The organism is Rhodovulum iodosum, assembly GCF_041020385.1.
Classification (GTDB): domain Bacteria; phylum Pseudomonadota; class Alphaproteobacteria; order Rhodobacterales; family Rhodobacteraceae; genus Rhodovulum; species Rhodovulum iodosum.
Genome location: NZ_JBEHHI010000001.1, coordinates 854672 through 872920, shown reverse-complemented (window position 1 = coordinate 872920; position 18249 = coordinate 854672). Strand labels below are relative to the sequence as shown.

22 protein-coding genes are annotated in these 18249 nt (G+C 68.2%); 6 read left to right on the top strand and 16 right to left on the bottom strand.

What is annotated here, in order from left to right; all coding sequences use genetic code 11:
* Positions 1 to 40 precede the first annotated feature (40 nt).
* Both Ga0609869_RS04270 and Ga0609869_RS04265 read right to left on the bottom strand, forming a co-directional pair.
* Positions 41 to 805: a glycerophosphodiester phosphodiesterase family protein gene (locus Ga0609869_RS04270; RefSeq protein ID WP_125403127.1), complete on the bottom strand. Its 765-nt coding sequence runs from the start codon at positions 803 to 805 to the stop codon at positions 41 to 43.
* On the bottom strand, positions 802 to 1266 hold the full coding sequence (locus Ga0609869_RS04265) for a RidA family protein (RefSeq protein WP_125403128.1): 465 nt from the start codon (positions 1264 to 1266) through the stop codon (positions 802 to 804). The genes Ga0609869_RS04270 and Ga0609869_RS04265 overlap by 4 nt, the downstream gene beginning before the upstream one ends.
* 240 nt (positions 1267 to 1506) lie before the next feature.
* On the opposite strand from Ga0609869_RS04265, the gene Ga0609869_RS04260 reads away from it, so the two are divergent.
* A complete protein-coding gene (locus tag Ga0609869_RS04260; RefSeq protein WP_369022836.1) occupies positions 1507 to 2274 on the top strand; it encodes an MlaA family lipoprotein in 768 nt (255 codons plus the stop codon).
* Positions 2264 to 2869, top strand: a complete 606-nt coding sequence (locus Ga0609869_RS04255; RefSeq protein WP_125403130.1) for an MlaC/ttg2D family ABC transporter substrate-binding protein — start codon at positions 2264 to 2266, stop codon at positions 2867 to 2869. The genes Ga0609869_RS04260 and Ga0609869_RS04255 overlap by 11 nt, the downstream gene beginning before the upstream one ends.
* 10 nt (positions 2870 to 2879) lie before the next feature.
* On the opposite strand, the gene Ga0609869_RS04250 is transcribed toward Ga0609869_RS04255, so the two are convergent.
* Positions 2880 to 3584, bottom strand: a complete 705-nt coding sequence (locus Ga0609869_RS04250; RefSeq protein WP_125403131.1) for an NAD-dependent deacylase — start codon at positions 3582 to 3584, stop codon at positions 2880 to 2882.
* A gap of 109 nt (positions 3585 to 3693) precedes the next feature.
* On the opposite strand from Ga0609869_RS04250, the gene Ga0609869_RS04245 reads away from it, so the two are divergent.
* The gene (locus tag Ga0609869_RS04245) at positions 3694 to 4152 is read left to right on the top strand and encodes a low molecular weight protein-tyrosine-phosphatase (protein ID WP_211336766.1); all 459 of its coding nucleotides are present in this window, start codon (positions 3694 to 3696) and stop codon (positions 4150 to 4152) included.
* Here the strand turns inward: Ga0609869_RS04245 and Ga0609869_RS04240 are convergent.
* The 5 genes from Ga0609869_RS04240 to argB all read right to left on the bottom strand — a co-directional run bounded on the left by Ga0609869_RS04240 (position 4149) and on the right by argB (position 8245).
* Positions 4149 to 4844: a DUF4336 domain-containing protein gene (locus tag Ga0609869_RS04240; RefSeq protein ID WP_170168734.1), complete on the bottom strand. Its 696-nt coding sequence runs from the start codon at positions 4842 to 4844 to the stop codon at positions 4149 to 4151. The genes Ga0609869_RS04245 and Ga0609869_RS04240 overlap by 4 nt on opposite strands.
* A gap of 45 nt (positions 4845 to 4889) precedes the next feature.
* Entirely contained in the window at positions 4890 to 5189 is a 300-nt protein-coding gene (locus Ga0609869_RS04235; protein WP_125403134.1) for a hypothetical protein, read from the bottom strand.
* 129 nt (positions 5190 to 5318) lie between these two features.
* Positions 5319 to 6578 (bottom strand): TAXI family TRAP transporter solute-binding subunit, encoded by a 1260-nt coding sequence (locus tag Ga0609869_RS04230; RefSeq protein WP_125403135.1) that lies wholly within the window; start codon positions 6576 to 6578, stop codon positions 5319 to 5321.
* Between the two features lie 64 nt (positions 6579 to 6642).
* Positions 6643 to 7311, bottom strand: coding sequence for a PAQR family membrane homeostasis protein TrhA (gene trhA / locus Ga0609869_RS04225; protein WP_245972077.1), 669 nt, complete (start codon positions 7309 to 7311; stop codon positions 6643 to 6645).
* Positions 7312 to 7378: 67 nt separating this feature from the next.
* Entirely contained in the window at positions 7379 to 8245 is an 867-nt protein-coding gene (gene argB / locus Ga0609869_RS04220; RefSeq protein ID WP_125403137.1) for an acetylglutamate kinase, read from the bottom strand.
* Positions 8246 to 8356: 111 nt separating this feature from the next.
* On the opposite strand from argB, the gene Ga0609869_RS04215 reads away from it, so the two are divergent.
* A complete protein-coding gene (locus tag Ga0609869_RS04215) occupies positions 8357 to 9088 on the top strand; it encodes an SDR family NAD(P)-dependent oxidoreductase (protein ID WP_125403138.1) in 732 nt (243 codons plus the stop codon).
* A gap of 62 nt (positions 9089 to 9150) precedes the next feature.
* Here Ga0609869_RS04215 and yihA read toward each other — a convergent pair whose 3' ends face one another.
* From yihA to rpmH, 8 genes are all read right to left on the bottom strand, one after another.
* Positions 9151 to 9804, bottom strand: a complete 654-nt coding sequence (gene yihA, locus Ga0609869_RS04210) for a ribosome biogenesis GTP-binding protein YihA/YsxC (RefSeq protein ID WP_125403139.1) — start codon at positions 9802 to 9804, stop codon at positions 9151 to 9153.
* Positions 9801 to 10547, bottom strand: a complete 747-nt coding sequence (locus Ga0609869_RS04205; RefSeq protein ID WP_125403140.1) for an MOSC domain-containing protein — start codon at positions 10545 to 10547, stop codon at positions 9801 to 9803. Before Ga0609869_RS04205 ends, yihA begins: the two co-directional genes overlap by 4 nt.
* Complete coding sequence (yidC, locus tag Ga0609869_RS04200; RefSeq protein ID WP_125403141.1) at positions 10544 to 12370, bottom strand: membrane protein insertase YidC; 1827 nt, start codon at positions 12368 to 12370, stop codon at positions 10544 to 10546. The genes Ga0609869_RS04205 and yidC overlap by 4 nt, the downstream gene beginning before the upstream one ends.
* Positions 12371 to 12432: 62 nt before the next feature.
* Entirely contained in the window at positions 12433 to 13992 is a 1560-nt protein-coding gene (locus tag Ga0609869_RS04195) for an EAL domain-containing protein (protein WP_369022835.1), read from the bottom strand.
* A gap of 69 nt (positions 13993 to 14061) precedes the next feature.
* Complete coding sequence (gene ttcA, locus Ga0609869_RS04190) at positions 14062 to 14916, bottom strand: tRNA 2-thiocytidine(32) synthetase TtcA (protein ID WP_125407391.1); 855 nt, start codon at positions 14914 to 14916, stop codon at positions 14062 to 14064.
* 56 nt (positions 14917 to 14972) lie between these two features.
* Positions 14973 to 15227 carry a membrane protein insertion efficiency factor YidD gene (gene yidD, locus Ga0609869_RS04185; RefSeq protein WP_125407393.1) on the bottom strand — a complete coding sequence of 85 codons (255 nt, stop codon included), beginning with the start codon at positions 15225 to 15227 and terminating at the stop codon, positions 14973 to 14975.
* Positions 15224 to 15643, bottom strand: coding sequence for a ribonuclease P protein component (rnpA, locus tag Ga0609869_RS04180; RefSeq protein WP_125407396.1), 420 nt, complete (start codon positions 15641 to 15643; stop codon positions 15224 to 15226). Before rnpA ends, yidD begins: the two co-directional genes overlap by 4 nt.
* A gap of 23 nt (positions 15644 to 15666) precedes the next feature.
* Complete coding sequence (rpmH, locus tag Ga0609869_RS04175; RefSeq protein ID WP_074219990.1) at positions 15667 to 15801, bottom strand: 50S ribosomal protein L34; 135 nt, start codon at positions 15799 to 15801, stop codon at positions 15667 to 15669.
* Positions 15802 to 16100: 299 nt separating this feature from the next.
* Between rpmH and Ga0609869_RS04170 the strand changes: the two genes are divergently transcribed.
* Entirely contained in the window at positions 16101 to 16829 is a 729-nt protein-coding gene (locus Ga0609869_RS04170) for a TVP38/TMEM64 family protein (protein ID WP_125407399.1), read from the top strand.
* Between the two features lies 1 nt (position 16830).
* Positions 16831 to 18246 carry a dihydrolipoyl dehydrogenase family protein gene (locus Ga0609869_RS04165; RefSeq protein ID WP_125407401.1) on the top strand — a complete coding sequence of 472 codons (1416 nt, stop codon included), beginning with the start codon at positions 16831 to 16833 and terminating at the stop codon, positions 18244 to 18246.
* Positions 18247 to 18249 lie beyond the last annotated feature (3 nt).

Here is an 18249-nt window from a genome sequence, read left to right as displayed (position 1 = left end):
GTCCGCCATGGGGTTTGAGATGGCGTGGCCCCCGGCTCGGTCAAGGCGCTGACGGCGCGTAGCCCTCGAAGGTGATGTTCTGCGCCACCTCGCGGGCCTGTGCCTCTTCGGCTTCGTCATGCACTGTCCAGCACAGCACAGCCGCGCCCTGCGCTTTCAACTCGGCCACGCGGGGGCGGGCGAGGTCGGACCAGCGGTGGCTGATGAAACAGGCCCCCGCCCGGTCGTAATCGGGAATACCGCGCAGGGTTTCGCGGGTGGCGGCAGGCAGGCCGGGCCAGTTCTCGGCCTCGAAGGCGCAGGTGGTCAGGCCGCGGGGCCGGTCCGGCGCGGCCTCGGCCAAGGCGATGACGGAGTGGGGGTTGAACGACATCAGCGCGACATCGCCATCATAGTCCCCCAGCACCTTCGCCACGGCGCGTTCCAGCGCGCCCACGTCGCGGCCCAACGCGCCGTCCTGGTCCTTTATCTCGATCAGAATGGGCACCCGGCCCGCGACCGTTTCCAACACCGCCTCCAGCGTCGGGATGCCCTCGTCGCCGCCCAAAAGCGGCAGCTCGGAAAGCTCGGCCGCGGGGCGGGCCGAGACTGCGCCCGCTGCGCCCGTCAGCCGCGCCAGGTCGGCGTCGTGAAACACCATCGGCACGCCGTCGGCCGAGGGCTGGATGTCGATCTCGATGCCATAGCCCGCCGCCACCGCCGCGCGGACAGCGGCGAGCGAGTTCTCGGGCCGCCCCGCCGCGCGGTCGTGCAGCGCGCGGTGGGCGATGGGCGCGGCAAGGAAGGCCGGCGGCAGCGCGGTCATGCGATCTCGAAGATCCCCTCGATCTCGACCGCCACACCGAAGGGCAGCGACGCGGCGCTGACCGCCGAGCGCGAATGTCGTCCGGCCTCTCCCAGCGCCTCGACCAGGAAATCGGAGGCGCCGTTGACCACCTTGGGCTGATCGCCGAAATCGGCGGTGGAATTGACGAAGCCCGTCAGCTTGACCACGCGCACCAACCGATCGAGATCGCCGCCGCAGGCCGCCTTGACCTGCGACAGCAGGCCAATGGCGCAGGTCCGCGCCGCCGCGGCGCCGGCCTCGACATCCATGTCCACGCCCAGCTTGCCGGTGATGAAGGCACCATCGGCCATCGAGATCTGGCCCGAGACGAAGACAAGGTTGCCCGTTATCACGTAGGGCACGTAGTTGGCGGCCGGCGCCGGTGCATCGGGCAGGGTGACGCCCAGTTCGGCCAGGCGTGCCTCGAATTGTCCACTCATCGCATTGCTCCTTGGGTCGGGGTTGGGCCAGACGCTACCCTTGCGCGTCCCGCGCTGAAACCGGAAAAATCCATGCTGTGCTCGAAACGCTGCGCGGCGCGGCAATGAGCGGTAGTCGCGCCTCGCCGGTGGCATTTCGCCGGGCAAAGTTGTATTCGGCAGATGACCGTGGCGCAATCTCTGGGGTTCCCGCCCGGACAGCCCTATATTGATACCCGAATGTCCGAGAAGAGCAGTTCATTGGCCCGTTCATATTTCACCCCTTCGTTGCGCCTGGCCGCCGTTGCGGCGCTCGCCCTCCTGGCCGGCTGCGCGGCGACCGACCCCACGTCCGAGTTCACCGACCCCTACGAAGCGAGCAATCGACAGGTGCACCGCTTCAACAAATCCGTCGACCGGAGTGTTCTGCGCCCCACATCGCAGACCTACGGCACGGTTTTGCCCGCGCCGGTGCGCCGGGGCGTGTCGAATTTCGCCGACAACCTCGCGCTGCCCGGCATGGTGGTGAACAACCTCTTGCAGGCCCGTCCGGGAGAGGCGCTGCAGAACTCGGGCCGTTTCCTGTTCAACAGCACCATCGGGCTGGGCGGCGTTCTCGACCCGGCCGACAGCATCCGCCTGTATGAGCGGGAGGCCGATTTCGGGGGAACCTTGCATGTCTGGGGCGTGCGCGAGGGCGCCTATGTCGAGCTGCCGCTTCTCGGCCCCTCGACCGAGCGCGACGTGGTCGGCAAGATCGTCGATTTCGCCCTCGACCCGCTGGGTCGCGCGCTTCCGGCCGGCGAGCGCGGCGTCAAGACGGGCGCGTCCTACGTCAAGCTTTTGGGCGACCGCTACGAATACGCTGACACGATCGATTCGATCCTCTACGACAGCGCCGACAGCTATGCCCAGGCCCGCGCGCTCTACCTGCAGAACCGCCGGTACGAGCTGGGCGGCGACGATGCCCAGCCCGACTATGACCGGCCCGACTACTCCGACCCCTATGAGGACCCCTATGCGCAATAACCCCAGCCGCCGCAGCGTGCTTGCCGGCCTTGCCGCCGGGGGCACCGCCCTGAGCCTTGCCGGGCCGCTCGCTGCCCTGACCACGTCCCAGGCGCGCGACCTGATCGACCAGGTCGTGGCCGATATCAATTCGGTCATAAACTCGCGCCGGTCCGAGGCGCAGATGTTTGCCGATTTCGAACGGATTTTCACCCGTTACGCCGATGTGCAGATCATTGCCCGCAGCGCGCTGGGTGTGGCCGCGCGACAGGCCAGCGCGGCGCAGATGCGCGCCTTTACCGATGCCTTCCGCGGCTATATCTCGCGCAAATACGGCAAGCGCTTCCGCGAGTTCATCGGCGGCAAGCTGGAGGTGAACGACGCGCGCCCGGTCAAGAGCTTTTACGAGGTCAAGACCACCGCCTACCTGCGGGGCGAATCGCCCTTCGACGTCACCTTTCTGGTGTCGGACAAAAGCGGCCGGAACCTGTTTTTCAACCTCTACATCGAAGGCGTCAACATGCTGGCGACCGAGCGCACCGAGATCGGCGCGATGCTCGACCGGCGGCGGGGCGACCTCGACGCGCTGATCCGCGATCTGAAAACCGCGGGCTGAGGCGCGCGCCTCAGGGCCAGCGCCCGGCCAGCATCTCGTCGACCCAGGCGGGCACGATCTCGCTGGCCTTGCCATGGCGCGCCTCGGTGAAATAGCTGCGCGTCTCGGACGGCTCGAGGTTGAGCTCCAGCGTTAGGGCGCCCGCGCGCGCCGCATCCTGCACGAAGGCGGCGGCGGGATAGACGCTGCCCGAGGTCCCGATCGACACGAAAACCTCGGCCCCGCGCAGGGCCTCCCAAATGTCGTCCATGTGGTAGGGAAACTCGCCGAACCAGACGATGTCGGGGCGGGTCGCCGGCGCGCCGCAGCCGGGGCAGGCGTCTTCGGCGTGCATCACAGGGGGCGCATCCCAGCCATGGCCACAGGCGGCGCAGGTCGCCGCGCGCAGCGTGCCATGCATGTGCAGCACGGTGCGGCTGCCGGCGCGCTCGTGCAGGTCGTCGATATTCTGGGTGACGATCAGCACCTCGCCGGGCCGTTCCGCCTCGAGCCGGGCGAGCGCGGCATGCGCCGCGTTCGGGATCGCCTCGGCGGCGTTCTTGCGCCGCGCGTTGTAGAACGTGTGCACCAGCGCGGGGTCGGCGGCAAATCCTTCGGGCGTGGCGACCTCGGCCAGGTCGTACTGGCTCCAGATGCCGCCTTCGTCGCGGAAGGTGCCAAGCCCGCTTTCGGCCGAGATGCCGGCCCCGGTCAGGATCACGATGCGTGCGCTCATGCGCCCGAGGCTAACGCCGTGCCGGGGGGCCTGCCAAGGGCCTGGCTTGCCGTGCGCTGCGCTTTGCGGTTTTCTGGGCCCGGTTCGAAACAACGGGAGACGGCCACGCGTGACCCATCGCATCCTCTTTGTCTGCCTTGGAAATATCTGCCGCTCGCCCACCGCCGAAGGGGTGTTCACGCGCCTTGCGCGCGAGGCCGGGCTCAATGTCGAGATCGAGAGCGCCGGCACCGGCGGCTGGCATCTGGGCGAGCCGCCCGACGCCCGCGCGCAGGCCGAGGCGGCGCGGCGCGGCTATGACATCGGCGCGCTGCGCGCCGCGCAGGTGCGCCCCGCCGATTTCGGCCGCTTCGATCTGATCCTCGCCATGGACCGGTCGAACCTGGCCGCGCTGGAACGGATGCGGCCGGCGGGCGACGAGACGCCGGTACATCTCTTCCTGGATTATGCCGACAGCCTGCGCGACGAGGTGCCCGACCCTTATTACGAAGGCGGGTTCGACCTGGTGTTCGAGCTGATCGAAGATGCCGCGCGCGGGCTGGTCGCCCATCTTGAGGCGCGTGGCTAGGACAGCCAGGCGAAGGCGCGCTCAAGCTCGCCGACCGCGTCTTCCTCGATGATCTTGCCATGGGCCATGATCACGCGCTCGGGGCCCCAGCCGATTACCTCGCCAATCGCCGCCGCCGCGGCGGGCTTGTCGCGCCAGGTCAGCTTGGCGTCGCGCGGTGTGCCGCCATGGGGCGCCTGAACGCCGCCGATCCAGGTGGCGAGCTTCATGAAGCGGCCCAGCTTGCCGGGCTCGAAATTCTCGATCAGGTCGGTCAGGATCAGGCTTTTGGTCGCGTCGTGAAAAAAGACGACCTCTTGCAACAGGTCGTGGCCGGGGATCAGCTTCTGGCGGATCAGCCCGGTCCAGTCTGAATGCGGCCTGTCGCTCAGCACCCTGTGCACCGGAAAATCGAGCCCGTGATGCGCCGAGCGCGCGGCGACGCCGGGCGCCGCCCAGACCACAGCATCGGGGAATCGCTTGGCCCATGCGCCGATATGCAGGTAATGAAGCGGGTTCGGCGCGATCAGCCACCGCACGGGCCCCAGCTTGTCCAGCGCCGCCAGCAAACCCTCCTCGGGGGCGATCGGCGAATGCACCCACAGCCCGCCGGACACCCGCAGCACCGTCATCCGGGTCGGGAAGGGCATTCCGTAGAATGAAACCGACGGCCCGTCCACGACCCAGATATTCGCGCCGAGCGGCTTGGGCACATTCAAGGGTGTGTAAAGCTGATCTTCCCCGCCGCTCATCACCTGTCAGCCGCAGAACGCCTCTGCGGTGGTGCCGAAACGTTTGTAGCGCTGCCAGAATGCCTCGTGGCTGGTGTTGTCGGACTGGCGCACGACCTGCGCCTGATGCGGGTCGCGGAAGAATTTTGCGGCGAACCGCTGGTCGGCGCCGGTCAGCGTCAGATTGGCGGCATCCTGAATGCAGCCGCAAAGGCTGCGCGATCCGTTGGAGCGATCCGATTGCAGGCAGGCCCGCTCGATGGGGCCGGCTTGGGCGGCGGACACAGCCAGAACGGACAACGCCGCCGCATACGCGAGTTTTTTCATGATCTCTGCCTCGATCCGTGCGGGGCGTGCGGCGGTTTGCCCGCTCTCTGCCCCTGGTTCCACAATGCCGTTCAGTATGCCCGAATCATCAAGAAATTCAATTGCGCCCGATTGTCCCGTGACGTTTTTTCAGAAGCGCTGCAATTTGCTGTCGATGCGCTGCCGCACGAGGTCGATATGCAGCCGCGCGGTATAGGCCCGGTCGCGGTAGGGCGGCGGCAGCGTCATCTCGGCCACGTCCTCGTCGATTGCTTCCAGGCGGCGTTCCAGCTCGGTTAGGGTTTCGGCCTCCGTGGCCTTGCGCGCGGCCATGTCGATGGCCCGGATCATCGGGTAATAGCGGAAAACCCGGCGCCGCATCCGCCACGAGTAGACCCCGGGCAATGCCCGGACGAGCGGCAACAGGATGAACAGGATCGGCAGCAGCAGGATGGCGAAACGGTTGACCTGGGCAACCACCCAATAGGGCAGCACGTCCTGCAGCGGGCTGGGGCCCTGCCGGATCAGCGTGGCGGCGTAGGCGTCAACCGGCAGCGCGCCCGCCTCGGCCGAGGGGAACTGGCGCGTCCGGGTGATCGCGTCGGCGGCGCCGTGGATGTCGCGCGCTGCCATTGCCAGCCGATCGGCCAGCGACGGGTGCAGCCTCTCGTCGGCCACCAGGTTGGCGACCATGCCGAGCATCCGCAGATCTTCGGGCGGCACGACCGGCGCAAATGACACGCCCGCGGCGGGCAGGGTGATGGCTTCGGCCTGCGGCATCCGGCGCGAAAGTGCCGTGATATGCTCAAGCTGCAGCAGGCCCACCCCTTCTTCGGCAAAGAGCGGGGCAAGGTACGGCGCGCTCAGCGGGGCCACGAACACCGCCAGGTCGGCCTCGCCCCGAAGCAGCGCGTCGGCGGCCTCGGCCCCGCTCAGCGGCAGGCGGCGGTTGGCGCCGGGCGCGTGGCCGGCGGCGCGTTCCAGCGCATCGAAGGCCGCGGTGGTGCCCGACCCCGGCGCGCCCGCCGCGATGGTCAGCTCCGCCCAGCGGCCGGGGTTGGCGGGCACTTCGGCGTCCCGTCGGGCAAAGACGAAAAGCGGCTCGTAGAACATCGCGCCCAACGTCTCGGTGCCCTCCGGTGCCGCAATCCCCCCCTGCAAGAGCGCCACATCCACGCGGCGTTCGCCCAGAAGGGCGGCGTTCTCGACCGAGCCGGACGTTTCGACGATTTCCATGTCGATGTCGTCGCGTGCAAGACGGGCGCGATAGCGCTCGGCGATGGCGTAATAGCCGCCGCCCGCGGCCCCGGCGGCGAAACGCACGCTTTTGGGCGGCACCAGATCGCGGCTGAGAAACCACAGCGCCACCGCCGCGAGCAGAATCGAAAGAAAGCCGATGAAAATGCGCAACTTGCTGTCCCCCCGTCCATAGTAACGGGCAAGATGCGTAAGTGTAGGATAAAGATCGCCGCGGTCAGGCCAGCGCGGCCGTGTCGATCACATGCAGCGAGACCGCGGCGAAGAAGATCACGCTGGCGACCAGAACGAACACGTGCCAGATCGTGTTGTGAAAGGGCAGCTTCTCCCAAAGGAAGAAGACCATGCCGGCGGTGTAGATCACGCCCCCGACGACCACCAGCGCCATCACCGCGCCCGAGAGCGTGGCGAAAAGGCTCCAGCCCGCGACGGCGCCAGCCCAGCCCATGGCGGGGTAAAGCGCAAGCGAGGCCCAGCGGAACCGGCCCGGTGCCAGCACCCGCATCCCCGTCCCCGCCGCCGCCGCGGCCCAAAGCCCGGCCACCAGCGCGGCGCCGTGCCCGCCCGACAACAGCGTGAAAGGCGTGTAGGTGCCCGCGATTTTCCAATAGATCGCGGAGTGGTCGAGCCGGCGCAGGATGCCTTTCCAGCCGGCGTGCGGCACCATGTGATAAAGCGCCGAGCACAGGATCATGGCCAGCAGCGCCGCGCCGTAGACCGATGTGCCGAAAATCGCCGCGCTGTCGCCGCGCATCACCACGGCCAGCACGATCAGCCCAGGCACGCCGACGGCGACGGTGGCAAGGCCGGCGACATGCACCACCGCATCGGATCGGCGCTCGGCGCGGGTATAGGGGGGGTAATCCATGGGGTCATCATAGCGCATGGCGCGGCCAGGTCCTAATCACCGTTTCGCGTGGCCGGCGCCGCGGCGCCGGCCCATATGCGCGCCGCTATTTCCGGCGGATCAGCGACCCGGCACCGTGATCGGTGAAAAGCTCCAGCAGGCAGGCATTGGGCGCCCGCCCGTCGAGGATGACCACCGCGCGCACCCCGCCCGCGATCGCCGCCAGCGCGGTTTCGGTCTTGGGGATCATGCCGCCGGCGATCACGCCGGCCTCGGTCAGTTCGGCGATGTGTTCCGGCGTCAGCTCGGTCACCACCTCGCCCGAGGCGTCCTTGACCCCGGCGACATCGGTCAGCAAGAGCAGCCGGTCTGCCTTGAGCGCGGCGGCCACCGCCCCGGCGGCGGTATCGCCGTTGACGTTGAATGTCTCGCCCGCGCGCCCCGAGCCCAGCGGCGCCACGACCGGGATCATCCCCGCCTCGAAAAGCTGGTGCAGCACGGCGGGGTTCATCTCGGCCGGCGTGCCGACGAACCCCAGCGCCGGGTCGGTCTGGTTGCAGACCATCATCCCGGCATCCTTGCCCGACAGCCCGACAGCCTTGCCGCCCTGGCTGTTGATCGCCTGCACGATGCGCTTGTTCACGCGGCCCGACAGCACCATCTCGACCACCTCGACGGTGGCGGCATCGGTCACGCGCTTGCCGTTCACGAAGGCCGATTCGACGCCCAGCTTGGCCAGCATCTCGTTGATCATCGGCCCGCCGCCATGCACGATCACCGGGTTCACCCCGACCTGGCGCATCAGCACCACGTCGCGGGCAAAGCTCTCCATTTCGGCATCGTCGCCCATCGCGTGGCCGCCGAACTTGATCACCACGATTGCGCCGGTGTAGCGCTGCAGGTAGGGAAGCGCCTCAGAGAGCGTCCGGGCGGTGGCGATCCAGTCGCGGTTCATGGCGGTCTGCTTTTTCATCTTCTCTGTCCAGAATCTGGGCCGTCTGTTAGCCCGCGGGGGCGGCGGTGCCAAGGGGCGTTGTCAGGTACGGGCGGTCGGATAGGCTGCCGAGTGGAAGGGAAATGCGCGATGGAGCAGAAGATCCTGTTGTTGACCGGGGCAAGCCGGGGCATCGGCCATGCCACGGTCAAACGGTTCTCGGCCGAGGGGTGGCGGGTGCTCACCTGTTCGCGTCAGCCTTTTGACGAACGCTGCCCCTGGCCCGGCGGCGAGGCAAACCATATAGAGATCGACCTCGCCGACGCCGAAAAGACAGTCCAGGCCATCGAAGTGGTGAAAAGCAAGCTGCCAGACGGCAGGCTGCATGCGCTGGTCAACAATGCCGGTATCTCGCCCAAGGACGAGGACGGCGCGCGGCTGAACACGCTGACGACCGATCTGCGCACATGGGGCCATGTTTTCAACGTGAATTTCTTTGCCTCGGTGGTTCTGGCCCGCGGGCTGAAGGACGAGCTGACCGCGGCCAAAGGGGCGATCGTCAACGTCACCTCTATCGCGGGCAGCCGGGTGCATCCTTTCGCCGGGGCGGCCTATGCCACCTCGAAATCGGCGCTGGCCGCGCTGACCCGCGAGATGGCCCATGATTTCGGGCCGCTGGGCGTGCGGGTCAACGCGATCGCGCCGGGCGAGGTGGAAACCTCGATCCTGTCGCCGGGAACGGAAAAGATCGTGGCGGGGCTGCCGCTGGGGCGGCTGGGCCAGCCCGAAGAGGTGGCCAGCGTCATCCATTTCCTCTGTTCGGACGAATCCACCTACGTCACCGGAACCGAGATCGAGGTGAATGCCGGGCAGCATGTCTGAGCTGCGCGAAACAATCTGTGAGGATTTTTCAGGACAATTCGAAAAGTCCTGGGCGCGGGATGTCAGCCGATCCCGGCGATGATCGACCGCAGAGTGGCGATGCCGTCGCCTTTTTCGGCCGAACTAAGCACCAGTTCGGGAAAGGCCGCCGGGTGTTTGGCGAGCGTACCGCGCACCTGGGCCAGCACCTTGTCCTGGTCCTTGCCCTTCACCTTGTCGGCCTTGGTCAGCACCACCTGGAACGGCACCGCCGAGCTGTTGAGCAGGGCTAGGATATCCTCGTCGGCCGCTTTAACCCCGTGCCGCGCGTCGATCAGCACGAAGGCGCGGCGCAGGGTCTGGCGCCCGGCGAGATAGGCCTTGAGCAGCCGTTGCCATTTCGCAACCACGGCCACCGGCGCCTCGGCGTAGCCGTAGCCGGGCAGGTCGACCATGTAATGGCTGTCACCCAATGTGAAAAAGTTGATCTCTTGCGTCCGCCCCGGCGTGTTCGACGCCCGCGCCAGCCCCTTGCGGCCGGTCAGCGCGTTGATCAGGCTCGATTTGCCCACGTTGGAGCGGCCCGCGAAACAGATCTCCGGCCGGTCGGCGGGGGGCAGGCCCTCCATCGCCACGACGCCCTTGAGAAAATCCACCGGACCGGCAAAAAGCTTGCGCCCGCGCTCTGCGGCGGCGGGCTCTGGCGGCGCGGCCAGCGGGAAGGGCAGCGTGCTCATACCGGCTCCAGCGCGTCGCCCGGCGCGACGCGCCCATCCTTGACCACCTCTGCATAGACGCCGAGATCGGTATGGCCCCAATGGCTGTCCAGCAGGCCCAGGATGTCTGTGTCGCGCCGCCCCGTCGCGGGATCGACGGTGGTGGCCATGCAGCGTCCGATGCGCTCACGCACTTCCAGTTCGGCCTCGCCCAGGTGCAGCCGGCGGCCGACCCAGTCGAATTCCTCGAATGGCGCCAGCCCTTCGACCCAGAAATTGCCCCGAAACCGCAGGGGGGAAAGCGTGCGGCCGGCGGCATCCGAAAGCGCGCGCAGCGATGCAAGGCCCAGCAGGCTGACCGAGGGGAACGCGCTGTCGGTCATGCCGCGCCCCGGCACCCGGACGATGCGGGCCGAGGCGGCGCGGTCGTCCGGCATCAGCGGCGCCACCCAATCGAGGAAGAGCGCCGCCTCGTTGTCGGGGTCGAAGGTGACGGCGGGCCGGTCGGGATGGGTCAGCGTGATGCGCCCCGCGGCCTCGTCCAGCCGCGCCGCGATGGCCATCAACCGCGGTGCCTTGGCCCCGCGCGAGAAATTGGCGCAGGGCGCCCAGCCGCGGCCATCGGTCTTGGCCGCCTCGTGCGCCACTGCCCAGGTGCGGTCCCACGGCATCGTTCGCCCGGCTTCAAGCGTCACCTCGTCCAGAGTCTCGGCGCCGTGCCCCTTGATCGGGTGGCGCCAGATCTGCGCGAGGCGGGCGGTCATCTTCCGCCCGATTTCGACGATTTCCTGAAGCTCGAAAGGATGTTGCCGAACACGTCGGGCTTGTACCCGTGGCTGCGCATGATCGCGTATTGCTGGGTAAAGGTGATCGTGTTGTTCGCAATCCAGTAGAGCACAAGGCCGCTGGCGAAGTTGCCCAGCATGAACATGAAGACCCACGGCATCCAGGCAAAGATCATCGCCTGGGTCTGGTCGGTGGGGGCCGGGTTCAGCTTTTGCTGCAGCCACATCGAGATGCCCAGCAGAATCGGCAGCACGCCCAGCGAGACGATGGCGAAGATCGAGCCCGGGTCGGGCACGCCCCAGGGCAGCAGCCCGAAGAGGTTGAGGATCGACGACGGGTCGGGCGCCGAGAGGTCCCTGATCCAGCCGACCCAGGGGGCGTGGCGCAGCTCGATCGTGACGAAGATCACCTTGTAGAGCGAGAAGAAGATCGGGATCTGCAGGAAGAGCGGCAAACAGCCCGAGGCCGGGTTCACCTTCTCTTTCTTGTAGAGCGCCATCATCTCTTGCTGCAGTTTCTGGCGGTCGTCGCCGGCGCGCTCCTTGATCTCCTCCATCTTCGGCTGAAGCTCTTTCATCTTCGCCATCGAGGTGTAGGACTTGTAGGCCAGCGGCAGCAGCAGCGCCTTGATGATGATCGTCAGCGCGATGATCGACCAGCCCATGTTGCCGATCAGCCCGTTGAGCGTGTGCAGCATCCAGAAGATCGGCTTGGTCAGAAAGAAGAACCAGCCCCAGTCGATCGAGTCGATGAAGCGGTAGATGCCCCGATCCTTCTGATAGTCCTGAATCGCCTCCCATTCCTTGGCGCCGGCGAACAGCATGGTTTCGGTCCGCGCGGCCTCGCCGGGGGCGACGGTGACCGGCGGCAGGCGCGATTCCACCTGGTAGATATCGGCGGCCTCGACATATTTGGCGACCGAGGTGAAGGGCTGACCGGGCTGGGGAATCAGCGTGGTCATCCAGTATTTGTCGGTAAAGCCGACCCAGCCGTTTTGCTCGACCTGCGCGATCTCGGCGTTGGCGGCCTCGCGGGGGACCAGTTCCATGTCGGGCATGGCCTTATAGCCGATCTCCTCCAGCTCGTCGTCGACCTGGCGCACAACGCCCTCGTGAAGGATGAAAAACCGCGTCGTCTCGGGCTGGCCATGGCGCGCGACGATGCCGTAAGGGGCCAGGCGCACCGATTCGCCGGTGGTGTTTTCCACGGACTGGATCACCGTGAAAAGGTATTCGTCGTCAACGGAAATGGTGCGGCGGAAGATCAGGCCGTTGCCGTTGTCCCAGCGCAGGGTGACAGGGCTGTCCGCGGTCAGCGTTTCGCCCGATTCCAGCGTCCAGGTCGTGTTTGCGCCGGGCACGTCCTCATAGGCCAGCTGTCCGGCCGGGGCCCAGCCGTAAAGCGCGTAATAGGGCTTGGTGCTGCCCACCGGTGCCAGCAGCTCGACATTGTCCGAGTTCGGATCGAGTGTTTCCTGGTAGTCGCTCAGCGAGAGCGTGTCGATGCGCCCGCCCAGAAGCGATATCGAACCGGCCAGGCGCGGCGTCTCGATGGCCAGGCGCGGGGCGTCGGCGGTCCTGTCGCGGGCGGGGGTGTCCGCGGGTGCGTCTGCCGTCGCGGGGGCGGCGGCGGGCGGCAGCGGTGCGACCTGCGGTGTCGCGGGTGTAGTGGTCTCGGCCACGGACTCGACCGTGCCGGTTTCCTGCACCGGTTCTTCGGGCGGGAAGAGCAGGAACCAAAGGAGGATCACCAGAAAGCTGAGCGCCGTCGCGAGAATGAGGTTCTTGTTCTGATCGTCCATGAAGGGCCGCCACCATGTCCTTTGAAACGTGAGGGTCGTTCAACAGACTGAGGCCCGCGAGGTCAAGCGGTTTTCCCGCCGCATGGTGGTGGCGCGCGCGGGGCGCCGAGCGTGCTGCGGGCCAGTTTCTCGCGATGTTTCATGGTCCAGGCCAGCATCTCGGCGAACGGCAGCGGCGGGGCGATGGCGTGGCCTTGCACGTGACCGCAGCCCAACTGCGCCAGCGCGGCGTTTTCGCCCAGCGTCTCGACGCCCTCGCCCAGGGTGTCGAGCCCCAGCCGGTCGGCAAGGCCCAGGATCGCGGCAACCATGTCCTGTCGCGGGCGGGCGGTGTCGATACCGGCGACGAAGCTGCGGTCGATCTTGATCCGCCCGATGGCAAAGCGGCCGAGCGCGGCCAGCGAGGCATGGCCGGTGCCGAAGTCGTCGAGGTCGATCGCGCAGCCCAGATCGGCCAGCGCCGCGATCGAGCGCGCGACCGCCTCGTCTCCCGGCGCGGCGATCACGCTTTCCAGGATTTCGACCGTCAAGCGGGACGGGGCGAGGTCGAACCGGTCGAGTTCCCAGGCGATGCGGTCGGCGAGGTCCGGCGCGCCCAGATCCTCGGCGGTGAAATTGACCGCCACGCGCGGCACGTCGATGCCGGCCCGGTCCCAGGCGGCGAGGGCCGAAAAGCTTTGAAATCGTATCTCTTCGGCCAGCCGCTCGGCCAGGCCTGCCTCGACCAGCGCGGGCAGGAAGTCGTCGGGGCAGAGCACCCCGCGCTCGGGGTGATGCCAGCGCGTCAGCGCCTCGACCCCGGTCAGCCTCCCGGTGTCGGTCGAGAGCTGCGGCTGGTACCACGGCCGGATTTCGCCCGCCTCCAGCGCGGCGGCGAGCGTGCGCTCGGTTTCGTGCCGGGCCGCGCCGGCGCGGTGCATCGACGGCCGGTAGGCCCGGATCGACCCCGGGCCGGCGGCGCGCGCCGCGCGCAGCGCCGCCTCGGCGGCCTCCAGCATCGCCCCGCCGCCGGGTGCTGGCGCGCGCCCCGGCAGGCAAAATCCGATGCACGCGCCCAGATGCGCGGTGCCTCCGGCCAGCGCCACGGGTTCGCGCGCTGCGCGGATTAAACGCCCGGCGATTTGCAACAGCGTTTCCAGATCGGCCCGCGTCAGCGGGTGCACCACCACCGCCAGCCCGACCAGCGGCAGGCGCGCCAGCGCGTCGGTCCCGCGCAGCGCGGCGGCCAGTCGCGCGGACACGCGGTTGACCGCATGTTCGGCGGCGGCGGGGCCGAACGTCTCGGACAGGTCGTCGAGCCCTTCCAGCGAGAGGGCAAAACAGGCAGTGCGCCCCGGGCCGTCGGGCCCGGAAAGCAGCCGGTCGAGCCGCTGCTCAGCCTCGTCGCGCAGCATCAGCCCGGTCACCGAATCGACCGCGCCGCCCGGCCGCCGCGACGCCCCCGCCCGGCCCATCGCGACCAGCCCGAGGCCCAGCATCGCAACGGCGATCAGCGCCGGCTCGCCGCCCAGCCAATACCCCGCCAGCATCGCGGCGGGCAGCAGGGCCGCCCAGCTCTGCCCGGTGAAAACCGGCCACAGGCGGGCGCGCAGGCGGCGGGATGGCGGGGCGGGGCTGGGCATCGGCGCAGGTCTCTTGGCGGCGGCGGGCACGGAGGCCCCCACACTGCGCCCCCCCGCGTGACCGGGACGTTAACGGCGCTCGCCGCCGTCTTCTGGGCCGATGTCCCGGGTCAGTCCCGCGAAATCGAACAGCTTGGGATCCAGCAGGTGGCTGGGCCGCGCATTCATCAACGCGCGGAACATCACCTGCCGCCGGCCGGGGCTGTTCTTTTCCCATCCGTCGAGGATTTGCTTGACCTGTTGGCGTTGCAGGCCGTCCTGGCTGCCGCAAAGGTCGCAGGGGATTATGGGGTAGCCCATCGCGCGGGCAAAGCGCGCGCAATCGGCCTCGGCCACATGGGCGAGCGGGCGGTAGACGAAAAGATCGCCCTCTTCGTTCACCAGCTTGGGCGGCATCGTGGCCAGCCGCCCGCCGTGGAAGAGATTCATGAAAAAGGTTTCAAGGATGTCGTCCCGGTGATGCCCGAGGACCACCGCCGAACAGCCCTCTTCGCGGGCGATGCGATAGAGATGGCCCCGGCGCAGCCGCGAGCAGAGCGCGCAATAGGTGCGGTTCTCCGGGATCTTGTCGATCACCACCGAATAGGTGTCCTGGTACTCGATACGGTGGGGCACGCCCATCCGCTGCAAGAACTCGGGCAGCACGGTCGCCGGAAAGCCCGGCTGGCCCTGGTCGAGATTGCAGGCCAGCAGGTCGACCGGCAAGAGCCCGCGCCATTTCAACTCGTAAAGCGCGGCGAGCAGGGTGAAACTGTCCTTGCCGCCCGACAGGCACACCAGCCAGCGCGCGCCGCGCTCGACCATGCCGTAGTGCTCGATCGCTTCGCGCGTGTCGCGCACGATGCGCTTGCGCAGCTTCTTGAACTCGGTGGTCGAGGGCGCGCCGAAAAACAGCGGGTGTATGTCGTCGGCATTGTCGAACATGAGGCTGGCCTTAGTCGAGTTGGCGTTCCGGCACAAGAAATCCGCGCGTCGCTCCGTTACCTTGGGCGGTCCTCTTCGCGGCTCTCGTCCGTTTCCGGCACCGGGTCGTAGCCGCATCCGCCCCATGGGTTGCAGCGCGCGATGCGACTGACCGCCAGCCAGCCGCCCTTGAGCGCACCGTGTTTTTCCAACGCCTCCAGCGCATAGGCCGAACAGGTCGGCTGGTACCGGCAGTTGAAACCCACCCAGGGGCTGAGGATCGCCCGATAGGCGCGGATCGGCAGGGCGAAAAGACGGGCGAGGGGGGTCATGCCGGCCCCCCGTGAACCTTGGCCAGCGCGTGGCGCAGATCGGCGAGCATCTTGTCAAAGGGGCGCTCGGCGGTGGCCCCGGCACGGCCGATCAGCACGTAGTCCCAGCCGGGCCGGCCCTCGGCGGGCAGCACCTGGCGGGCGATCTCGCGCAGGCGCCGCTTGGCGCGGTTGCGCGCCACGGCGTTGCCGACCTTTTTCGAGCAGGTAAAGCCGACGCGGATGCCCTGGGCCGGCTCATCGGCGCCGCGGCAGCGGGCCTGCAGCACGAACCCGGGCATCGCCTGACGCCGCGCACGGGCCGCGCGCAGGAAATCGGCCCGTTGGGTGAGGACGGTCGGGCACGACGAAACCGCCGGGATCGCGGCAGCGGTGCCCGGGCCCTCGCCCTTCGCCTCTGCCCCCGGCGGTGTCACAACCGTCAGCCTTTCGGCGCGGATCAGGCGCTCAGCTTTTTCCGGCCCCGGGCGCGGCGCGCGTTCAGGATCTTGCGCCCGGCCTTGGTGGCCATGCGCGCGCGAAAACCGTGCCGGCGCTTGCGGACGAGGTTCGAGGGTTGAAAAGTGCGTTTCATCGCGCTTCGCTCCGTCAGGTACAGCCCAAATCCTGTCGCGGATTCGAAGGCCCATGTTGTTCGAAGCCCGCCTGTTAGACGCTTGGTCGGCCGAAGTCAATTCTCGCCGGGCGCTCTTGCTGAAACATTTGTGCCCTCCGGGCGCCGCGTCCGGCCCCGGTATGTTACGAAAGCGGTGGGAATTGCCGCTATCGGGGGGTTAGGCTTCACCCCGCATCAAGGCGCCGTGAAAGGCCTGTCGCCCCAGGCAGGACAAGCGCATCTAGAAAAGAACGCCAACCGCACGGGACCCGAGCCGCATGAGCGATATGACAGATACCACCAGACCCAGCCTCGCCCGCCGCCTGCCGCTGATCGCGATCCTGATCGTGGCGGTGCTGGGCGCGCTGACGCTGCGCGACCAGCTCAGCTTCGAGACGCTGGCCGAGAACCGCGAGGCGCTGCTGGCGTTTCGCGACGCCAATTACCTGGGCACCGTGCTGGCCTTCATGGGCGTCTATATCGTCATCGTCGCCTTTTCGCTGCCCGGGGCGACGGTGGCGACGCTGGCGGGCGGGTTCCTTTTCGGCCTTTTCCCAGGCGTGCTGTTCAACGTCACCGCCGCGACGATCGGCGCCGTGGCGATCTTTCTCGCCGCGCGCTGGGGGCTGGGCGACCGGCTGGCCGCGCGGATCGAGGCCGGCGAAGGCCGCGTGAAACGCCTGCGCGAGGGTCTGAAGGAAAACGAGCTTTCTGTGCTGTTCCTGATCCGGCTGGTGCCGGCGGTGCCGTTCTTCGTGGCGAACCTGCTGCCTGCGCTGGTGGGCGTTGGGCTCGGCCGCTTCGCCTTCACCACCTTTTTCGGGATCATCCCTGGCGGCCTTGTCTACACATGGGTCGGCGCGGGGCTGGGCGAGGTCTTTGCCCGCGGCGAGACGCCCGATCTGGGCATCATCTTCGAGCCGCATATCCTGGGCCCGCTGCTGGGCCTCGCCGCGCTGGCCGCCCTGCCGATGGTGGTCAAGCTATTCCGCCGCAAGGGGGCCTGAGATGGAGCGTATCAAGACCGACCTCTGCATCATCGGCGCGGGTTCGGCCGGGCTGTCGCTGGCCGCGGGCGCAGTGCAGATGGGCGCGCGCGTTGTACTGGTCGAAGGCCACAAGATGGGCGGCGACTGCCTCAACTACGGCTGCGTGCCGTCGAAGGCGCTGATCGCCGCCGCCGCCCAGGCGCAGGCGATGCGCGAGGGCGCCGCCTACGGGGTCGCCCCGGTGGAGCCCGACATCGACTACGCCGCGGTCATGACCCATGTCGCCCGCGCCATCGCCACCATCGCCCCCCACGACAGCGTCGAGCGGTTCGAGGGGCTGGGCGTCAGGGTCATTCAGGACTGGGGCCGCTTCACCTCGGAGCGCGAACTGGAGGCGGGCGATCACCTGATCCGCGCCCGCCGATTCGTCATCGCCACAGGCTCGCGCCCCTTGGTGCCGCCGATACCGGGGCTCGACACCGTGCCCTATCTCACCAACGAGACGCTCTTCGATCTGCGCGAGCGGCCGGAGCATCTGGTCGTCATCGGCGGCGGGCCCATCGGCATGGAAATGGCGCAGGCCCACGCGCGGCTGGGCAGCAAGGTCACCGTGATCGAGGGCGCGACGGCGCTGGGCCGCGAGGACCCGGAGCTTGCCGCGCCGGTGCTGGCGCGCGCCCGCGCGGAGGGCGTCGAGATCGTCGAGGGCGCCAAGGTCACCGCCGTGGCGGGGCAGGCCGGCGCGATACGGGTCGAGACCGAGGCGGGCGCCCACGAGGGCAGCCACCTTCTGGTCGCCGTGGGCCGCACGCCGGCGCTGGACAAGCTGAACCTCGATGCCGCGGGGGTCGAGACCACCAAGGCCGGGGTCAAGGTGGGCGCCGATCTGCGCGCAACCAACCGGCGCGTCTATGCCATCGGCGACGCGGCGGGGGGGATGCAGTTTACCCATCTGGCCGGTTATCACGCCTCGGTCGTCATCCGGTCGATCCTTTTGGGCCTGCCCGCAAAGGCGCGCACAGATCATATTCCCCGCGTCACCTATACCGCGCCCGAGCTGGCCCAGATCGGGCCGACCGAGGACGAGGCGCGCGCCGAACACGGCGACAAGCTGACCGTTGTCCGCTTCGACTTTGCCGCCAACGACCGCGCCATTGCCACTGGCCAGACCGCCGGGGCCATCAAGGTGATGGTCGTCGGCGGCAAGCCCGTGGGGGCCGGCATCGTGGGCGCGGAGGCGGGCGAATTGATCGGCCTCTGGGCGCTGGCCCTTGCCAAGGGCCTGTCGATGGCCGACATCTCCGCCATGGTCGCGCCCTACCCGACACTGGGGGAGGTTAACAAGCGGGCGGCGGGTGCCTATTTTTCACCCAAACTGTTCGAAAACCCTTGGGTCAAGCGGGGGGTGCGGCTGGTGCAGCGCCTCTTGCCATAGGCC

Excerpts from the sequence above, each read along its gene's own strand:
- Ga0609869_RS04270 (WP_125403127.1), bottom strand. The coding sequence starts at position 805 with ATGACCGCGCTGCCGCCGGCCTTCCTTGCCGCGCCCATCGCCCACCGC.
- Ga0609869_RS04265 (WP_125403128.1), bottom strand. The coding sequence starts at position 1,266 with ATGAGTGGACAATTCGAGGCACGCCTGGCCGAACTGGGCGTCACCCTG.
- Ga0609869_RS04255 (WP_125403130.1), top strand. The coding sequence starts at position 2,264 with ATGCGCAATAACCCCAGCCGCCGCAGCGTGCTTGCCGGCCTTGCCGCC.
- Ga0609869_RS04250 (WP_125403131.1), bottom strand. The coding sequence starts at position 3,584 with ATGAGCGCACGCATCGTGATCCTGACCGGGGCCGGCATCTCGGCCGAA.
- Ga0609869_RS04235 (WP_125403134.1), bottom strand. The coding sequence starts at position 5,189 with ATGAAAAAACTCGCGTATGCGGCGGCGTTGTCCGTTCTGGCTGTGTCC.
- trhA (WP_245972077.1), bottom strand. The coding sequence starts at position 7,311 with ATGCGCTATGATGACCCCATGGATTACCCCCCCTATACCCGCGCCGAG.
- argB (WP_125403137.1), bottom strand. The coding sequence starts at position 8,245 with ATGAAAAAGCAGACCGCCATGAACCGCGACTGGATCGCCACCGCCCGG.
- Ga0609869_RS04215 (WP_125403138.1), top strand. The coding sequence starts at position 8,357 with ATGGAGCAGAAGATCCTGTTGTTGACCGGGGCAAGCCGGGGCATCGGC.
- yihA (WP_125403139.1), bottom strand. The coding sequence starts at position 9,804 with ATGAGCACGCTGCCCTTCCCGCTGGCCGCGCCGCCAGAGCCCGCCGCC.
- Ga0609869_RS04205 (WP_125403140.1), bottom strand. The coding sequence starts at position 10,547 with ATGACCGCCCGCCTCGCGCAGATCTGGCGCCACCCGATCAAGGGGCAC.
- yidC (WP_125403141.1), bottom strand. The coding sequence starts at position 12,370 with ATGGACGATCAGAACAAGAACCTCATTCTCGCGACGGCGCTCAGCTTT.
- Ga0609869_RS04195 (WP_369022835.1), bottom strand. The coding sequence starts at position 13,992 with ATGCCCAGCCCCGCCCCGCCATCCCGCCGCCTGCGCGCCCGCCTGTGG.
- ttcA (WP_125407391.1), bottom strand. The coding sequence starts at position 14,916 with ATGTTCGACAATGCCGACGACATACACCCGCTGTTTTTCGGCGCGCCC.
- yidD (WP_125407393.1), bottom strand. The coding sequence starts at position 15,227 with ATGACCCCCCTCGCCCGTCTTTTCGCCCTGCCGATCCGCGCCTATCGG.
- rpmH (WP_074219990.1), bottom strand. The coding sequence starts at position 15,801 with ATGAAACGCACTTTTCAACCCTCGAACCTCGTCCGCAAGCGCCGGCAC.
- Ga0609869_RS04170 (WP_125407399.1), top strand. The coding sequence starts at position 16,101 with ATGAGCGATATGACAGATACCACCAGACCCAGCCTCGCCCGCCGCCTG.
- Ga0609869_RS04165 (WP_125407401.1), top strand. The coding sequence starts at position 16,831 with ATGGAGCGTATCAAGACCGACCTCTGCATCATCGGCGCGGGTTCGGCC.